This is a genomic window from Massilia niastensis DSM 21313, assembly GCF_000382345.1.
GTDB classification, from domain to species: Bacteria; Pseudomonadota; Gammaproteobacteria; order Burkholderiales; family Burkholderiaceae_D; genus Telluria; species Telluria niastensis.
Genome location: NZ_KB908094.1, coordinates 68,813 through 83,883 on the forward strand (window position 1 = coordinate 68,813; position 15,071 = coordinate 83,883).

The following is a 15,071-nucleotide window of genomic DNA, read 5'->3' on the forward strand; positions in this document are numbered from 1 at the left end:
AGACGACAGAGCATCGGACTGGAGGCGCCTGAAGTCAATAGCTTTTCTGCTGAGCTCCAGGCGTGACTGGATGGCTTCCCCCAGCGTTCAACCGGCGGAATTCCGACACGCTCGCAGCCGCGGCGCCGGCCAGCAACCTGACGTCGTTCGACACCGTCACCATATCGAATCCCCACGCTACCGCCTGCGCTGCATAGGCCGCAGACCCGCAATGCAAAGCGGCCTTGATACCCGCCCCATGCGCCGCGTCGAGAATATTCCGGATCGCTTCGATCATTTCCGGCTCGGTGCGATCGAAGCCCGGCGGATAGCGCATGCCGGTCAAGCCGATGGTCAGGTCTGCCGGTCCGATATACACCGCATCCAGCCCCGGCGTGGACACGATTTCTTCAATATTGGCCACCGCCTCGCGCGTCTCGATCATCGCGAAGCAAATGATCTGATCGTCCGCCTCGACGCCATAATTGGACCCGGCGGAAAAATTCGCGCGTGTCGGACCGAAGCTGCGTACACCCTTCGGCGGATAGCGAACGTAGGAAACCAGGGCCTCGGCCTGCGCGCGATTGTTGATCATTGGGCAGATCACCCCGTAGGCGCCGGCATCCAGGACTTTCATGACGTATGCGGGATCAAGCCATGGCACGCGGGCCAGCGGGGTCACCGCACTTGCCTGCATTGCCTGAAGCATGCTTACCGCGGCCTGGTAATCGATCACCCCGTGCTGTAGATCGATGCCGACAGAGTCATACCCTTGTGCCGCCATGATCTCGGCAGTAAATGCATTGGCGACCGAGAGCCAGCCATTCAATACTGGCTTGCCTTGCGCCCACAAGCTCTTGATGTGATTCGGTTTCATGCCGCGATTCTCCGAGCAATGGATGTGCCGGGTTTTGACCAGCAATGAATGAGCAACAGGTGTCGATGTGGCCGAGCTGGGTGATTTCCTTCGCGGAAACTCACATCGTTTGTTGCGCCAGCTATCGTATTCCCGAAGCAGACGCCAGCAATAATACTTGCCATCGATTGATATTGCAACGAAAGTTGCGAGCACCTCGAATCGGTGCTCCCGTTGGGCAAGTCTTGGGATGGGCGCTTGGCTTACTCCCTTGAAAAGCCTCCGCTGAGCGACTCGCGCAGGTAGGCGACGAACGCAGCCACCGGACGTGGCACGTAGGGACTATAGGGCCTGATTGCAAAGAGCCGCTCGGCAAACCCCCCGGCCGGTCGCCACTTTGGCAGCACCGATACCAGCTTGCCGCTCTCGAGTTCAGCCTGCGCACTGAAATCCGGGACCAGTGCTATACCAAGTCCGGCCAGCGCACATTCACGCAAGGCTTCGCTATTGTTTGCGGAAAAAGATCCTTTCACGGCGACACTGACGCGGTCTCCTTTGCGCTTGACAGGCTCGAAGCTCCAGGTGGGCGTTTCGCCGGAACGCGGATAATGCAGGCAGTTGTGATGCGCAAGATCGTCTGGATGAAGGGGGGTGCCGTGGCGGCGCAGGTAATCGTCGGTGGCCACCAGCAAGGAGCGCGTCTCGCACAGAGTCCATGCCACGTGCGTCTCCGGGACCGCCGCGGAATGGCGTATTGCCAAGTCGAAGCCTTCCTTTGCCAGCGAACTCAGGCGATCCGACAATTCGATTTCGATGCGCACCTCGGGGTATTGGCGCAGAAAAGCGGGTAAGCGAGGGACTATTTGCTGACGCCCCAGTGCAACGGGCGCGGTAATGCGCACCTGCCCGTGCGGCACTGCGGCAAGGTCTTTCACTCCGGCAAAGCTCAATTCGATCTGATCGAATGCGCTGTGCGTTGCGTCCACCAACTGCTGCCCTGCTTCCGTCAGCCGCACGCTGCGTGTTGTTCGCCTGACCAGGGGCACCCCCGCTGCCTGCTCCAACTCCGCAATCCGGTAGCTCACAGTCGCCTTGCTGACGCCGAGCCGCTGTGCCGCAGCACTGTAGCTGCCCATGGAACCGAGCACGCCGAGCCAGTAAACATGGGACCACAAGGTTTCGGTTTTTCGATTCGTCATACTTTGATTGTCAAATATTTTGAACAGTGAGTCCAGTTTTTCGGCATTGGTTTCGAACTGGGCGCTCCCTATACTGCAGCTCTGTTCAATGCAATCAACCACCGGAGACTTGCCATGGCTGTGCCGAATGTTTTCAACGATACCCAGAATGTAGGTCACTTCATCGGCGGGCGCAGGGTGCCTGGCGACAGCGGCCGCTTGCAGGCGGTTTACAACCCGGCGACGGGCGCAACGGCCCGGCAAGTGGCATTGGGATCGGTCGATGAGGTCAACCAGGCCGTGGCTGCCGCGGTGGCGGCGGCGCCGTCCTGGGCGGATACGCCACCGATCCGGCGTGCCCGGATCATGAATAAATTCCTGCAGCTGATGAATGAGCACAAGGATACGCTGGCAGCCATGATCACTGCCGAACATGGCAAGGTGTTTACCGATGCCCAAGGCGAGGTGGAACGCGGCATCGATATCATCGAATTCGCCTGCGGCATCCCGCAATTGCTCAAGGGCGACTACACCGAGCAGGTGTCCACCGGAATGGATAACTGGACGGTCCGCCAGCCGCTCGGCGTCGTGGCCGGTATCACGCCATTCAATTTCCCCTGCATGGTGCCGTGCTGGATGTTCCCGCTAGCGATCGCTACCGGCAACACATTCGTGCTCAAGCCGAGCGAGCGCGATCCCAGTGCGTCTCTCTTCATGGCTGAACTGTTCACCCAGGCCGGCCTTCCCGACGGGGTCTTCAATGTCGTCCAGGGCGACAAGCTCGCTGTCGATACCCTGCTCGAACATCCGCAGGTCAAGGCGATCAGCTTCGTCGGCTCCACGCCAATCGCCCACTACATCCACGAGCGCGGGTCTCACTTCGGCAAGCGGGTACAAGCGCTTGGTGGCGCCAAGAACCATCTCGTGGTCATGCCGGATGCCGACCTGGAGCGAACCGTCGATGCACTGGTCGGTGCTGCCTATGGATCGGCCGGCGAGCGCTGCATGGCGATTTCGGTCGCGGTGCTGGTCGGCGATACGGGCGACAAGATCGTGCCCTTGCTCGCAGAACGGGCAAAAAACCTGAAGATCCGTAACGGCATGGAACTGGATGCCGAAATGGGACCGGTGGTCACGAAACAGGCGCTGGAACGGATCGAGGGCTATATCGGTGCGGGGATCGAGGAAGGTGCAAGGCTGGTGGTTGACGGCCGCGGCTGCAGTGTTCCTGGCCATGAGAATGGTTTCTTTACCGGCGGCACGCTGTTCGATCATGTGACCCCGCAGATGCGCATCTACAAGGAAGAGATCTTTGGACCGGTGCTGTCTTGTGTGCGGGTAAAGGACCTGGCCGAGGCCGTGCAACTGATCAATGACCATGAGTTCGGCAACGGCGTTTCCTGCTTCACGAGCGACGGCAACGTAGCGAGGGAGTTCACACGGCGCGTGGAAATCGGCATGGTCGGCATCAATGTGCCGATTCCGGTGCCCATGGCATGGCAGGGTTTCGGCGGCTGGAAAAAGAGCCTGTTTGGCGACATGCATGTCTACGGTGAAGAAGGCGTCCGGTTCTACACCAGGCAAAAATCGGTCATGCAGCGCTGGCCGCAGAGCATCGGCAAGGGTGCGGAATTTGTGATGCCGACGGCAAAGTAAGCGGCTGTAGAATGGCGGGAGGTCCTGCGGGACCTGCCAGTTATCCAGCAAGATGGTGATCTGCCTGACGGTTCTATCGCATCGCTGAGCGGAAGTCGCGCACGGCTAACGCCCAGCGACCGGCATGGAACCTCGATGCGCCGATCATCCGACGCACTGGGTATGTGGGCCCAGCTCGCCTCAATGTCGTCCCTCGACAGGCTGACGGATTTCAGCCTTCCTCGTTACCGACCAGCCGCATGAACGCTTGGCGGCCGGTCGTGGCAGCGACCAGGGACTCTTCCGTGCTGCGACGCAAAGCCTGCGCGACAAATTCGTGGTGCAAGTCCACGGCAACCAAGGATGACGGAGAAGACAATGAGCAAAGTGGGATTTATCGGCCTGGGCATCATGGGCAATCCGATGGCAGGCCAGCTGGTCAAGGCCGGGCATGAGGTGTACCTGTACAGCCGCAGTGGCGTACCGGGCGAACTGACCGAAGCCGGTGGCATGGCCTGCGCATCGGCAAAACAGGTTGCGCAGCAGGCCGACATCATCATCACGATGGTGCCGGATACTCCACACGTGGCATCGGTGCTGTTCGACGCGGAGGGCGTCGCCGCAGGCCTGTCGCCGGGCAAGGTAGTGGTCGACATGAGTTCGATCTCGCCGGTCGAGACGAAGACCTTTGCCGAGCGCATCAAGGCGCTGGGATGCGACTATGTCGACGCTCCCGTATCGGGTGGCGAAATTGGCGCCAGGGCCGCCAGCCTGACCATCATGGCAGGCGGTTCCGACGCGGCGTTCGAGCGCGTCAAGCCCCTGTTCGAACTGATGGGCAAGAACATCACCCTCGTGGGCGAGAATGGCGCCGGCCAGACCTGCAAGGTGGCCAACCAGATCATCGTTGCCCTCAATATCGAGGCGGTCGGCGAGGCGCTGCTGTTCGCTTCCAGGATGGGCGCCGATCCGGCCAAGGTTCGCCAGGCACTCATGGGTGGATTTGCCGCTTCGCGCATCCTCGAGGTGCATGGCGAGCGGATGGTCAACCGCACTTTCAATCCTGGCTTCAGGATCGAGCTGCACCAGAAGGACCTCAATCTTGCCCTGTCGAGCGCCCGCGCGGTCGGCGTCTCCCTGCCGAACACGGCGACGGCCCAGGAACTGTTCAACTCCTGTGCGGCCCACGGCGGCGGCGGCTGGGACCATTCGGCCATGGTCCGTGCGCTCGAGCACATGGCGAACTTCGAAATCGGCCAGCAGCCATCCTGAAACCGGAGAGGACAATCCGGTGTCATCGAATCCCCGGGAACTGTCGGTCAACATATTCGAGGCAGCCATCGCGGCTGCGCAACTTGCGCTTGACCGAGTCCGCCCTGTTCACGGGAAGTGCGGCGTCGGCTTGCTGTCGCTCTAACGAGGACGCGTCCAGTCAAGCGCATCCGGCTGTCGATTTCCCGGGCCATTTCGGGCAACGTGACCGGATCCAGCAGCCCGACTGCCGCGTCCTGAACACGCAGGACCACAGGGCAGCTGACGTTTGCATCAAGCAGACCTCTCCCGGCGTCTTCTGTCAGCTCATCATGCCATGGAACTCTTGGCAGCCAAACACGGTCTGAATACGAACTTGCTGTCCGCCGGCGCCACCGGCATGGGCGCCGGTCTCAGCGCCCTGGCGGCGAAAGTCGAAACAGCCTTGCAGGAAGATCGGTACAGTGGCCACGTGTTCGTGTTCCGTGGCCGGCGTGGCGACCTGATCACAGTGCTCGTGTTGGGCGACACCTTCTGGTATGCCGGTCTGTAAATTGGACCGAATCCGTTCCGGATTCAACCAGACCTGGTCTTCCATCTTCCAGTTCCTCGTGTCTTGCGACCAGCGCCCCGGATTGCGGTTCCTGGCGTCCCGCTAGGCCGTCTCGCGGCGCGCCAGAATCGCTGCATCCCGACCGGTGTGGCGCTGCGCCTGCATCACGAATTTCAGGCTGCCGTGCGTGTGCTCCTGATCGTGCCAGCACACGAACTTCTGCGGGTCGCTCATCAATTTGACTATTTACAGCGAACCGCCTTTGAACCTTCATCACCCCATTAAATACTGTAAATCCTAGACATGTACGGTTCACAGTTCTATATTGGACCATGAAGTACGTGCATCGCCGGTTCATCCGGTTCATTCCACCATTCACCAAGGAGCATGAAATGAAGAAATTCTGGTTTGTTATGGCCGTTACGTTGTCCTGCGGCGGCGCGCAAGCAGCCGACATTGTCGACACTGCCAAGTCCGCAGGTAATTTCACGACGCTGGTCAAGGCGGTGGCAGCCGCTGGAATGATCGACACCCTGAAAGGCCCGGGTCCGTTCACCGTCTTCGCGCCAACCGACGAGGCATTTGCGAAGCTGCCCAAGGCAAAGCTGGATTCCCTGATGAAAGACAAAGCTGCGCTGGCCAAGGTGCTGGCCTACCACGTGGTGCCAAGCAAGGTCATGGCTTCCAATATCAAGCCAGGGTCGGTCATGTCGGTACAGGGCAGTCCTTTGTCTTTCAACATTAATGGCAGCAAGGTCCACGTCGACAAGGCGACTGTGGTCAGCGCCGACGTCGCTGCCGACAACGGCGTCATCCACGCGATCGATACGGTACTGATGCCGAAATAGCCCGGCAGCAGCGTGAATGGGAGACATGTCATGTTTCGATGGATAAAAGAAATCGTGGGCATCCTGCTGATCGCGTCGGTCACGGCCTGTGGCGGCGGGGACGATGATGATCATCCGCGCAACGTCGTGCAGGTGGCGCAAAACGATGCCCGCTTCAGCATCCTCGCCGAAGCCATCCAGACGGCAGGCCTGACCGACACCCTCACCGGGCCCGGGCCGTTCACGGTGCTTGCCCCGACCAATGACGCATTCTCGGCCCTGCTTGCCGAGCTGGGCGTGACCAAGGACCAGTTATTCGGCAACAGGGCGCTGTTGACGGCGGTATTGAAATACCACGTCGTGTCGGGGAATGTGCCCAGCAGCCAAGTGCCGCTGGGTAAAGCCATCACCCCGGTGGGCGGCGGCTTCTTCAAGGTGGACAAGCCTGGTGCCGACCTGGTCGTCACCGACGGGCGCAATCGCACCAGCAGGATCGTCCTGATCGATGTCGCAGCTTCCAACGGCGTCATTCATGCCATCGACAAGGTGCTTCTGCCGGCTGACAAGAACGTCGTGCAAACGGCCGCGGCCAACCCGGATTTCAGCATCCTTGTCGAGGCGGTCACTTCCGCGGGCCTGGCTGACACGCTCAGCGCTCCCGGTCCCTTCACGGTGTTTGCGCCGACGAACGCGGCATTTGCGGCACTGCTGAACGAGTTGGGGCTCACAAAAGATCAATTGCTGGCTGACAAGGCGCTGCTGACCAAAGTGCTGGCCTACCACGTGGTGCCGGCGCTCGTGTTGAAAGCAGAGGTCCCGGTCAACACGCCGATCAAGACCGTCGAAGGCGAAACCTTCGAAGTGAGTTCGACGCTCACCGTCGCGGACCGGCGCGGCCGCAAGGCGAATATCACTGCCACCGACATCCTCGCCTCCAATGGCGTGATCCATGTCATCGACAAGGTGCTCCTGCCGGCACCATAGTAAATGCGCCTGCCTTCTGCTCCGGGCGGCCTCGCTGTTCGAGTGTGATGTTGCCCATTTGCGCCACGTTGCAGTGGCGCTTTTTTTTTCAGGTCCACTACGGATGAACACACCAACCCCATCATTGTATGAGGTCTACAGGTCCAGCATGGTGCCGAGGCCTGGAGCTGACGAAGCTGGCGGAGCGCGCGGGATTCGTCTTGATCACGCATTCCTGGACTTCCAGAAACAAAAAACCCGCTGCACTCATCGTGCTGCGGGTTTCTCGCTTGTTTAAGGTTACCCCAAAACAGTGTCTTGGCGGAGGCGGTGGGATTCGTATTGCGGTCTGGAAGCCGCATGGATTCCGGGTTCTTCATCCCCTCACCCCATCCGGTACCCTTTCTCATACCCTCAAGGCTCCTTCAACCACTGATCCCCGCCGGTCCGCCCTTCCCCGCCAAGCGGCATTTCTAGTTCACAAGTCGGAGCATTTTTGCTTCAACGGACGGTGCCCGCCGTCTCTTCCTATGAAGAAAACGGATTCTGCGAATTTACCCACATTTCTATCCACATCGATTCGCTTCTCTCCGTGTCTCTGCAAGGCAGCGCCAGGGCCGTTGGCAGCGTCCTGTACCTCACTTATGTGAAATGGCGAGGTGAAAACGAACAGGCCCACAAGCTGGCAATACGTTTCACCACTTGCGCGGCTCCCATTACCATGGTTTTAGGGTCTTTCAAGCCAGCCTTTTCTTAACTCCTCAATGATATTCGGTGATGGTCGATCGTGGCTGATCGCTAACGATCAGCCAGCCACTTAGCCCCCAGACCTGTTGTCGCGCAAGGTGCCTTCCAGACGGCGCACACGCATCTTCAGTTTCTCGACCTCGCAGGTCGCAGCTTCCTTATCGCGCTCGGCTTGGAGCAGCGCAATCTTCGAATCTTCCAGTTCCTGCTCTGCAATCTCCCTGGCCGTCACGATCTCCCTGGCACCGAAGCCGATGCGGGCGAAGAATTCAGCGATTGGGTTGTACTCCTTCAGTTCAGTAGCACGCATTTGCTTCTCTCCTTGACGTAAATGTCTTTACGCATTTTCCTCGCCTTTGACGTAGGATTCTGCCACTCGAGAGCAACCACGACGTTAGCAAGGATCGGTTTGTCGGCGTCGAATTGCGTTGGCATAGACCTGATGGCTATGATCGCAAGCCTACTCCTAGCCGATAACGGAACGGGGCCTGCCGTCTGCTCGCGCCATTGCCGTCCTTAACAGAATCAGTTTTCAACGGCAACGTTCCGAGCATAGCGGTCAGCTTAATACTACAGTGATACTTGTCTTTATCGCAATCATTTGTGTAGACTTTCGGCCATAGACCTTGCTTTCCCCAGTGTTAGCGATGGCTTCATGGCAACCTTTTGTGTCATAGGCGCCGTCGCCACCGACGCTCGCGATAGGCTCATCTGTGCTGATACTGGAACCCCAACACCGTGCCGTCCGACTTGGTTTGTGCAACAAGGCCGGTCTGATGGCGAATCCAGCGGAGAACATGGGATTCGTATTGATGACACATTCTTATGCCTGCAGAAACAAAAAAACCCGCTGCACTCGTAGTGCAGCGGGCCTCTTGAATGTTAAATATTTCTCTAAAACAATTATCTTGGCGGAGGCGGTGTCCGTCGAACCTAGGGCGAAAAAGTGCGCTCGACTGTCTCTATCTACCTTGTGAATGATCAAATTTTATTTTGTATTGATGAGCTTACGTGACCAATAGCTGCGGCTTAGTCGGCCTGCCCCAGTTTTATACCTGGACGCTCCGTAATCGAAGTGCATTCGCGATCACCGATACCGAGCTCAAGCTCATCGCAAGCGCTGCAATCATCGGTGAGAGCAACTGCCCTGTGACTGGGTACAGGACGCCGGCCGCCAAAGGTATGCCCATCGCGTTATAGATGAAAGCGAATCCCAGGTTTTGCCGCATATTGCGTACCGTCTGCTGTGACAGCAGGCGTGACCGGGCGATGGCCCGCAGGTCGCCTTTGATCAAGGTGACGTGGGCCGAATTGATCGCGACATCGGTCCCGGTTCCCATCGCGATACCGACATCGGCCCTGGCCAGCGCCGGGGCATCGTTGATTCCGTCCCCGGCCATGGCGACGACACGGCCTTCTCGCTGCAGCCGCTCGACCAGCGCCAGCTTGTCCTGCGGCTTCACTTCGCCGTACACATCGGTAATGCCGAGGCGCGCCGCCACCGCCCTGGCGGTAGTGACACCGTCCCCCGTTGCCATGACGACCTTGATTCCAGCATCGCGCAGCGCCGTCAGAGCCTCCTGCGTCGTCTCCTTGACGGGGTCCGAAACGGCGATCAGTCCCATGAGGCGTCCGCTGCGGGCAAGGTACATGACGCTGGCACCGAGCCGCCGCAGTTCCTCCGCGGTGTGCCGCAGCGGCGTCCAGTCGACCCCGTCGGCTTCCATCAAGGCCGTGTTTCCCAGCGCGACGCGCTCACCTCCCACCAGGCCGCGCACCCCGATACCGCTGGACGACTCGAAACGCTCGGGCTTGTCGAGCGCGAGTTCGCGTTTTCTCGCCTCGGCCACGATCGCGTGCGCCAGCGGATGCTCGCTGCCCTGGTCGAGGCTTGCGGCGACGCGAAGCACCTCCTCCTCCTGCTGTCCGGAAACCGCCGCAACCCGGTCGAAAGCGGGTTTTCCTTCCGTCAGCGTACCGGTCTTGTCCACGACCAGGGTATCGACCTTCCTCATGGCTTCGATCGCCGCGGCGTCCCGAAACAGCACGCCCTGAATGGCGGCGCGTCCGGTTGCCGCCATGATCGACATCGGCGTGGCCAGGCCCAGCGCACAGGGACAGGCAATGATCAGCACCGCGACCGCGTTCACGAAGCCATACACCCAGCTCGGTTCCGGCCCGAACAGTCCCCAGCCAAGGAGCGTGAGCAGTGCGAGCAAGACGACCACCGACACGAAGTAGCCGGCCACCACATCCGCCAGCCGCTGCATCGGTGCGCGGGAGCGCTGTGCGCTCGCGACCATTTGCACGATCTGCGCCAGCATCGTCTGCGAGCCCACGCGCTCGGACTGGATGACCAGGCTGCCGCTGGCATTGATCGTCGCGCCGAACACCTTGTCGCCCGGACGCTTCGTGACCGGCAGCGGTTCGCCCGTGAGCATGCTCTCGTCGATGGCGCTTTCGCCTTCGATGACGGTGCCGTCGACCGGCACCTTCTCGCCCGGCCTGACCCGCAGCCGGTCGCCGACGCACACCTGCGTCAGTTCCACATCCTCCTCGCCGCCGTCGGCGCGGATGCGGCGGGCCGTCTTCGGCGCCAGGCCCAGCAGGGACTTGATCGCGGCCGAGGTCTGCGAACGAGCGCGCAATTCGAGGATCTGGCCAAGCAAGGTCAGGGAAATGATCACGGCCGCGGCTTCATAGTAGACGCCGATGCGTCCGTGCATGCCGAATGCCGCAGGGAACAGGTCGGGAGCAATCGTCGCGACCACGCTGTAACCGTAAGCGGCGGCCACCCCGGTACTGATCAAGGTCCACATATTGGGGCTGCGGTTGCGGACTGACTGCGCGCCACGCACGAAAAACGGCCAGCCTGCCCACAGCACGACCGGCGTGCCAAGGGCGAATTCAATCCAGCTTTGATACGACAATCCGCCGGTGAACAGCCGGTGCCCCGCCATGGCGAGCACCGTGACCGCGACGGTCAGCGGCAGCGTCCACCAGAACCGGCGCCGGAAGTCGGCCAGCTCAGGATTCTCCTCCTCTTCCAGCGAAGGCATCGCCGGTTCGAGCGCCATGCCGCAGATCGGGCAGGTTCCCGGCCCTGCCCGCTGAATCTCCGGGTGCATCGGGCAAGTGTAGACCGTACCGGCGGGAGCGGCCGGCGCGACGGCCGGCGCTTCCTCTCCTGCGTAGGCTGAGGGGCCGGCCCTGAATTTGTCCATGCATTTGGCGCTGCAGAAATGGTAGATCCGTCCGTCATGTTCGATCTTCCGATCCGGCCTGTCCGCGACCTGCATGCCGCAAACCGGATCGGTGAAGGGTTTGTCCGCGTTACCGGATGGCGCCTCCTGGCCCCCCGCCCCGGCCACGCTGCCGTGGTCGCCGGCACGGCCCGGCGTCGGGGACAGAGGCAGGCCATGTCCGTGTGCATGTTCGTGATTGGAATGACTCTGAGCTACATGTTTCATGGCAGCTCCATCAAGAAAGAATCAGACTCACTTTAAGCCTTCCAACAAGGGGAAGGTCAAGCAAAATTCGCGAAGAAGGCGACGTCCAGGCCGTCTACCCGGCCCAAGCACCGGAAGGCTCGCGCCGCGCCAAGGTCCAGCCTAGTGGTCTGATGCACGAGTCCACCGCGGCATTCATGTTCGCAAATGTACTGCCCGGCGTACTCGGCGACGCGCTGCCGAAGGGAGGCAAAGCCACGATGCCCGCACAAGAGAGAAGGAGAAACAAGTAGCCGGGCGAACCCGCATTTCCTCATCAAGTTGGCACACGCGGTGCCGGGTCTTGGGTGCTGCACTTGAGATCGACCATTTTCCGCAAAATATCTTCCTCGGCAAGAAACGCCTCCACGGCTATCGGGTCGAACTGCCTGCCCGACTGCCGGCAGATTTCCGTTTTTGCCGCCTCGAAGCTCAGGCCTACGCGATAGGGGCGGTCGGATGTCATTACGTCCAGTGTGTCGATGACGGCGAACAGCCGCGCGCCGAAAGGAATGTCGCTGCCGGCCAGTCCACGCGGATAGCCATGTCCGTCGAAGCGTTCCTCGTGGCTGAGGACAAGCTCCGCCGCATACGCCATGCCGGGAAGAGCAGCGAGCAGCTTGTAGCCCACTTCGACATGCGACTGCATGACTTTCCACTCTGCCTCATCGAGCGGCCCCTGCTTTAACAGAACGGCGTCCGGAATGCCGATCTTGCCGATGTCATGCAAGAGTGAACCCCAATAGATTTGCCTGAGCTCGGCGGGATCACTGGTAAAGCGCCTAGCGAGCACTTGCGTCTGGCAAGCGACGCGCTTGGAGTGCTGACCGGTTTCGTGCTCACGTACATCGAGCGTGGCAGCCAGGGTCTCGGTAAATTTGGCGGACACGTCGCTAACGATATCCCGATCGTGAGACGAATTGCCCTGGCTCAGCAGGCAATTTTCGCAGCTGAACGCTTCGCCCCGGACAGAACACAGCGCGGCATCGGGTGAGACGCAACAGTGGCGCCCACAGCGGCAGCATGGCATGGTGAGGAAGGCGGCTTGTGACGGCCTACGTGTCAGGGCAAGAATTTCACGAAGAGTTCAAGATCTTCATTAATCTGCGGATTCACACTTTTACTTCATCGTTCGTCCCAGGCCTACTTCAGCAGACGTAAACGGACATTGGGCGCGCGCCTGTTGGAACGACTATCACAAAACTAGCAGGAACAATAACCTTACGTGTCGCCTTTGCCACCCTGTCCGTACTCACTCTTCAGGCCACGGTGCCAAACTCGGTTTAGCAGTTTTGGCTGAAAGCACCGCTACAAACAGACCATCCTGCTATAATCCGCGCCTTCAGGTACCTATACGTGCGACAACTCTTCTGCCTTCTGCTGTTGATCTGTCTTCCCCTGCAAAGCTTCGCGCTGCAGGGCGGCCAACTGCTGTCCGCGGGGATCGCACACGAATTGCAGCACGATCACGGCATTCAGCATCACCACGACGACGATGGATCGATCCATTACGACGACTCCGACGACTCCGTGCAGCATGCCATCGACCATTCGGCATCCACCCACTCCGCCTGGTCGCCGGTGCCTTACATTCCGGCAATGCTGAACGACGCTCCATGCACGTTTATTGTCGTGGAGCCAGTACAGTTCCCTCCCGACCCTCACCTCGACTGTCCCCACAGACCTCCTGCTTCGTCCCTCGGCTGACTGTCCGAGGGGACCCGTGGCACTTCGGACGACATCGATGATGGCGTCCTAATGCTATTCGCGTCCTCCCCTCGGTGAACCTGACATCACCTTGACGGAGTACCCAATGCGCACATTTCACTTGCGCTCAGCATTATTAGGGGCCTGCCTTGCCCTGTCCCTGCCCATGATAGCGGGCGCGGCGCAGCCCTCCCCGCAACACGGCGCCCCAAGCCTGCGCGCCGCAGTCGAAAGCGCCTGGCAGCGTTCGCCGCTGGTCCAGACCCAGCACGCGCGCCAGGACGAATCGAGCGCTGCGCGCGAGAATGCGGCGTCCTGGATCGCGGCAGCACCGACCCTCGGCCTGTCGCAGCGTTCCGATCGCTGGACCGACCAGCGCGGCGAGCGCGACACCGAGATGTCGCTTGCCGCGTCTGTCTGGCTGCCCCGGCAAAAGACGGCGCGCGAATTGCTGGCCTCGCGCTCGATCGAGGAGACCGAAGCACAGCTTGCGCATGCGCGCCTGGCGATCGCCGGCGAAGTCCGCGCCCGCATGTGGGAGGCGGCAACGGCAAGCGAAGTCCTGTCCGAAAAACGCGACCACGTCCACCATCTCGAAGCCCTCACCGAGGAAGTGCTGCGCCGCGTGAAGGCCGGCGATCTGGCACGCAGCGACGGCCTGTTGGCCAGCCAGGAGTTGCTTGCAGCCAAGAACGATGTCTTCATTGCGCAGGACGCGCTCGACGAGGCGCTAGCGCGCTTCCGCGTGCTGACCGGCTACGACGACCTGCCGCCGCTGGATCCGGAGCCGGTCGGCGAACCGCAACCCCGCAACGTCCGCATCGAGGCCGCACGGGCCAGCCTGCAGCGGGCGCAGGCCAATCTGGCCGTTGCCACGGCCTCGCGTCATCCGCCTCCCACCGTCGCGCTGTCGGTGCGCCGTGAGCGCGACAGCAACTTCACCGAACCGAACCGCAGCATCGGCGTCGCAGTCCAGATCCCGCTCGGCAGCCAGGCACGCAACCGTCCGGTCGAAACCCTCGCGGCCACCCAGTTGGCCGGCGCAGCGGCGGAAGCAGCGCAAGCCGAAGCCAGCGTGACCGCCGAGGCGGATGTCGCACGACGCCAGTTGACCACCGCCCAAGCCGCGCTCGCAGCGGCCACGCAGCGCGCCGCCGCCATGCGCGAACACACCCAGCTTCTTGAAACCGCCTTCAAGGAGGGTGAACGGGGGCTCGCAGAACTGCTGCGCTCGCAGGCACTCGCGCACGAGGCCGACATATCGGTACGCCAGCGGCGCGCCCAGCTCGGCCAGGCGCATTCCCGACTCAACCAGGCATTAGGAATACTTCCATGAAAGCACTTTTGGCAACCCTGCTGACGCTGGCGCTCGCACTGCCGGCGTGCGCTTCCCCGGGCGCACACGGCCCGAACGGCGAGCACCTCGACGGACCGGCGGCCACCGCCACGGTCGGCACGGTACCGCGCATTGAAACCTTCAGCGAGCTGTTCGAGCTGGTCGGCCACCTGTCAGGTGGCGAACTGTCGATCCTGGTCGACCGCTACGAGACCAACGAGCCGGTCCTTAACGGCAAGCTCGAAGTCGAGTATCAGGGCCAGAAGGCCAACGCCAAATTCCACGCCGACCTCGGCGACTACTCGATCGACGAACCGAAGCTGCTCAAGGCGCTCTCGGCTCCGGGCAAGCATGCGCTGCTGTTCACCTTCGTCTCTGGGGATGAGAGCGACCTGCTGGAGGGCACGCTCGAGGTAAGCGCCGTACAGGTCCATGGCCATGAACATGGCGGCGGTCGCGCATGGCTATGGCTCGCCGCCGCCATCACGCTGCTGCTGGCCATCGCCGCCATTGCCCTTGTGCGCCGCAGTAAGCTCGTATCGGGGAAATAA

14 protein-coding genes are annotated in these 15,071 nt (G+C 61.1%); 7 read left to right on the forward strand and 7 right to left on the reverse strand.

Annotated features, from left to right (window positions below; genetic code table 11):
* Positions 1-34 precede the first annotated feature (34 nt).
* Positions 35-856, reverse strand: a complete 822-nt coding sequence (locus tag H162_RS0112990) for an HpcH/HpaI aldolase family protein (protein WP_020653907.1) — start codon at positions 854-856, stop codon at positions 35-37.
* A gap of 242 nt (positions 857-1,098) precedes the next feature.
* Positions 1,099-2,034 carry a LysR family transcriptional regulator gene (locus H162_RS0112995; RefSeq protein ID WP_026354582.1) on the reverse strand — a complete coding sequence of 312 codons (936 nt, stop codon included), beginning with the start codon at positions 2,032-2,034 and terminating at the stop codon, positions 1,099-1,101.
* Positions 2,035-2,148: 114 nt separating this feature from the next.
* Between H162_RS0112995 and H162_RS0113000 the strand changes: the two genes are divergently transcribed.
* From H162_RS0113000 to tnpB, 3 genes are all read left to right on the forward strand, one after another.
* Positions 2,149-3,669 (forward strand): CoA-acylating methylmalonate-semialdehyde dehydrogenase, encoded by a 1,521-nt coding sequence (locus H162_RS0113000; protein ID WP_026354583.1) that lies wholly within the window; start codon positions 2,149-2,151, stop codon positions 3,667-3,669.
* 312 nt (positions 3,670-3,981) lie between these two features.
* Positions 3,982-4,920 (forward strand): 2-hydroxy-3-oxopropionate reductase, encoded by a 939-nt coding sequence (gene glxR / locus H162_RS0113010; RefSeq protein ID WP_267872148.1) that lies wholly within the window; start codon positions 3,982-3,984, stop codon positions 4,918-4,920.
* Positions 4,921-5,299: 379 nt separating this feature from the next.
* Positions 5,300-5,452, forward strand: coding sequence for an IS66 family insertion sequence element accessory protein TnpB (tnpB, locus tag H162_RS35735; RefSeq protein ID WP_371846846.1), 153 nt, complete (start codon positions 5,300-5,302; stop codon positions 5,450-5,452).
* 102 nt (positions 5,453-5,554) lie between these two features.
* On the opposite strand, the gene H162_RS35575 is transcribed toward tnpB, so the two are convergent.
* Entirely contained in the window at positions 5,555-5,686 is a 132-nt protein-coding gene (locus tag H162_RS35575; RefSeq protein WP_020653912.1) for a hypothetical protein, read from the reverse strand.
* Between the two features lie 158 nt (positions 5,687-5,844).
* Between H162_RS35575 and H162_RS0113025 the strand changes: the two genes are divergently transcribed.
* Together H162_RS0113025 and H162_RS0113030 are read left to right on the forward strand one after the other, a co-directional pair.
* Positions 5,845-6,300, forward strand: a complete 456-nt coding sequence (locus H162_RS0113025) for a fasciclin domain-containing protein (protein ID WP_026354584.1) — start codon at positions 5,845-5,847, stop codon at positions 6,298-6,300.
* A 30-nt stretch (positions 6,301-6,330) separates the two neighbouring features.
* Positions 6,331-7,263 carry a fasciclin domain-containing protein gene (locus tag H162_RS0113030; protein WP_026354585.1) on the forward strand — a complete coding sequence of 311 codons (933 nt, stop codon included), beginning with the start codon at positions 6,331-6,333 and terminating at the stop codon, positions 7,261-7,263.
* 796 nt (positions 7,264-8,059) lie between these two features.
* Here the strand turns inward: H162_RS0113030 and H162_RS0113035 are convergent.
* From H162_RS0113035 to H162_RS0113055, 4 genes are all read right to left on the reverse strand, one after another.
* The gene (locus H162_RS0113035) at positions 8,060-8,299 is read right to left on the reverse strand and encodes a hypothetical protein (protein WP_020653915.1); all 240 of its coding nucleotides are present in this window, start codon (positions 8,297-8,299) and stop codon (positions 8,060-8,062) included.
* A gap of 739 nt (positions 8,300-9,038) precedes the next feature.
* Positions 9,039-11,459: a heavy metal translocating P-type ATPase gene (locus H162_RS0113040; RefSeq protein ID WP_084677007.1), complete on the reverse strand. Its 2,421-nt coding sequence runs from the start codon at positions 11,457-11,459 to the stop codon at positions 9,039-9,041.
* Between the two features lie 295 nt (positions 11,460-11,754).
* Positions 11,755-12,366, reverse strand: a complete 612-nt coding sequence (locus H162_RS0113050) for an HD-GYP domain-containing protein (RefSeq protein WP_020653918.1) — start codon at positions 12,364-12,366, stop codon at positions 11,755-11,757.
* Between the two features lie 461 nt (positions 12,367-12,827).
* Positions 12,828-12,986, reverse strand: a complete 159-nt coding sequence (locus H162_RS0113055) for a hypothetical protein (protein ID WP_156885587.1) — start codon at positions 12,984-12,986, stop codon at positions 12,828-12,830.
* Positions 12,987-13,290: 304 nt separating this feature from the next.
* On the opposite strand from H162_RS0113055, the gene H162_RS0113060 reads away from it, so the two are divergent.
* Both H162_RS0113060 and H162_RS30755 read left to right on the forward strand, forming a co-directional pair.
* On the forward strand, positions 13,291-14,520 hold the full coding sequence (locus H162_RS0113060) for a TolC family protein (RefSeq protein WP_051109926.1): 1,230 nt from the start codon (positions 13,291-13,293) through the stop codon (positions 14,518-14,520).
* Positions 14,517-15,071: a hypothetical protein gene (locus H162_RS30755; protein ID WP_040787264.1), complete on the forward strand. Its 555-nt coding sequence runs from the start codon at positions 14,517-14,519 to the stop codon at positions 15,069-15,071. Before H162_RS0113060 ends, H162_RS30755 begins: the two co-directional genes overlap by 4 nt.